Annotated in this window: 3 protein-coding genes; 2 read left to right on the top strand and 1 reads right to left on the bottom strand. The window is 42.4% G+C overall.

The window, feature by feature from the left end; genetic code table 11:
- Together NA59_RS12625 and NA59_RS12630 are read left to right on the top strand one after the other, a co-directional pair.
- The coding region (locus NA59_RS12625) for an ankyrin repeat domain-containing protein (protein WP_044413505.1) at positions 1 to 222 on the top strand (222 nt) is incomplete at its 5' end.
- An 83-nt stretch (positions 223 to 305) separates the two neighbouring features.
- Positions 306 to 1,634, top strand: a complete 1,329-nt coding sequence (locus NA59_RS12630; RefSeq protein ID WP_044413508.1) for a reverse transcriptase domain-containing protein — start codon at positions 306 to 308, stop codon at positions 1,632 to 1,634.
- A 460-nt stretch (positions 1,635 to 2,094) separates the two neighbouring features.
- Here NA59_RS12630 and NA59_RS12635 read toward each other — a convergent pair whose 3' ends face one another.
- Entirely contained in the window at positions 2,095 to 2,364 is a 270-nt protein-coding gene (locus NA59_RS12635) for a hypothetical protein (protein WP_044413512.1), read from the bottom strand.
- Between the last annotated feature and the right edge of the window lie 162 nt (positions 2,365 to 2,526).

The following is a 2,526-nucleotide window of genomic DNA, read 5'->3' on the forward strand; positions in this document are numbered from 1 at the left end:
ATGCTCGCGATTATAAAGAAACGCCCCGAGATGTTTTGGGTATTGTTAGAGGCAGGCGCCCAAGTCAATCTGGTTGATGAATGGGGTTGCACACCCTTGAGGTTAGCCCAGTTATTTGAGCAATCTCAGATGGTCAGAGGCTTGGTGCAAAAAGGGGCTGATTTAAAACTGGGTCAGCTTGAAAGTTGCTATATTTATCTGGAAGAAACGGTCGCCGCCTAAGTGGCATCAAGTAGCGAACTTATTAGCTGGGCACTGTTCATCTTGGACATGTAGAATCACAAACTATTTAATGGGAATAATCAATGAGCCAACCCACGATGGATCAAACCACACTTTTTAATGAACTCTTTAGTGCCAGTGGGTTGAAGGCGTGTTTTGAAGCACGCTTTATTGACTCACCTACACGTGGCATTGATCGTATCAGCGGTTATGAATTTGCCTTAATGGATGAAGAGGTATTTGATGTCATGGCCCAAAAGATAGCCTCTGGCCGCTATCGATTTTCGCCCTACACTGAAAAACTAGTCACAAAAGGTCGTGATAAAGCGCCACGCATGATATCCATCGCCACTGTTCGTGACCGCATTGTACTTCGCCAGCTCAATCGCTTTTTGCAACAGGTTTATCATCAGCGCGTGCCAGTGTCCTTGCCCAAGCGAACCATTGGTTGGGTCATTGATCTTGTTTCAAATATGGGTCAGCAAGATAGTTGGGTATATAAAGGTGATATCAAGCGTTTTTATGATGAAATTACGCATAGCGCACTAGTGAATACACTTTCACAAGATATTGTCTCTTCACCAGCACGCAGTCTGATTGAACATGCACTCATTACGCCTACCGTGCCAAAACGCACGCCGCGAAAACACTATTACCGGTTTAAACCTTCAGTGGGTGTGCCGCAAGGTTTATCCATTTCTAATACACTGGCTAACCTCTATCTAGAAGCGACTGATCGCACTATCAAAGCACAATTTCCAGCCGTGCATTATTTTCGGTTTGTGGATGATATCTTGATCATAGGTCCACGAGATCAAGTGGTTGAAGCGGAGCGTTGGCTTCAACTTGAAGTGAAAAACCTAGGTTTAGCGCTCCATGGAGATGAAACCAAGCGTCATCTTAAATCCTTGGATGAGGGATTTGAGTTTTTAGGTTATGTGTTTAAACACGGCGAGCGTAGTGTACGTGAATCGTCTTTATCGCGATTGTATGTTCGTTTGGCTAAATTTGTGTCACAGTTCAATCATGCATTTGCTTCAACTAAACCTAACAATGAAGATATCGATGAGTTCATTGAACGCCTTAACTATCGGATAAGTGGACTGGTGTGCAGTGAGACCCAGCGTCATTATGGCTGGCTCGCGTATTACCACCGTATCACCGATTTACGGGTTTTGTTTGCATTAGATGCTTATGTAGCTGATTTGCTCGCACACTCAAAGGTTTTTCCACACGATCGAAAAGAAGAAGTGAAAAGCTATGTTCGTAGCTACTTTGTAACAAATCATGAAATGCATAAACAAAACTATATTCCCACTGTTTGGTTGGGTGATAATCCTCAGGCGCAACGAGCTAAACTTGCTGCATTAGGTTTAGACATTGAAGATGATTTTGTCTACATGGATGGTTGAAGTTGCTATAATTGAGTGCGTGCGCTCTGCGGCAGATAAACACTTATCTGTAGATCGGCTGATAAGCTCAGACGATATTAGTGTAGATACGATTTTTTCCTTTTAGGGGATGCACTTAGACAGGTAACTGGATCTGAATGTATATGGCTGCAGTTGTTTTCAGAGCGCACTTTTTTTGTCGAAAGTATTTATCAAATACCCTTTATACGCCTTCAGCGACGTTTGAGTTTTTTAAAAAAAGACCTTGAGATGTCACATACACATGATAAACTAATTCTTAGAAGCACTCTGCATTTATCCTTTGGATAAATACCTCGTTAATTTAGTTTAGCAAGGTCAGCACAGTAGTTTGTATTTTCCCTTTAGGAAGGCACTTGGGCGCTTAACGTGGACCCAAATGCATCAAGTCAATAAGATTTCCTCAGAGTGCTTTTCTATTCTAAATCCTTTCCAAAAACATTCATACTAGCTTGCAGTTAGCACGTTTTACTTCTATGCCATTTTCCAGTTTGTAAATTTCAATAGACTGTCCATGCGCACCAAATTTTCTAGCAGGCTTAGAATTTTTGTTGTTTACATCAATCGTGTAGTTGCCACCAAAAAATAGACCACGTTCAACACGGCATTCGATTGTTTTTCCCTGTTTATAGGCCTTATCGGTTGAACTGCTGCACGCTAGTAGAGTAGGGAGCGTTAATAACAGCATGATGATGGGCTTTATCCATTTCATTCCAAATACACCTAAGCACATTCATAAAAGGCTTGAGCCTAACTCGCTTTTTCAGATTGCTTTTTTCCTACCCACAATATCTCGATCAAGCCCTCACCCAAACGGTAGGTAAGGCGCGCACTGACCATGGCCTCGGCCGATTGGGCACTGACTTTAGCCAGC

Origin of the sequence: Thiomicrospira microaerophila (assembly GCF_000934765.1) — a bacterium.
Classification (GTDB): Bacteria; Pseudomonadota; Gammaproteobacteria; order Thiomicrospirales; family Thiomicrospiraceae; genus Thiomicrospira; species Thiomicrospira microaerophila.

What these genes read in the sequence shown, in the direction of transcription:
- NA59_RS12630 (WP_044413508.1), top strand. Translation starts at nt 306, where the DNA reads ATGAGCCAACCCACGATGGATCAAACCACACTTTTTAATGAACTCTTT.
- NA59_RS12635 (WP_044413512.1), bottom strand. Translation starts at nt 2,364, where the DNA reads ATGAAATGGATAAAGCCCATCATCATGCTGTTATTAACGCTCCCTACT.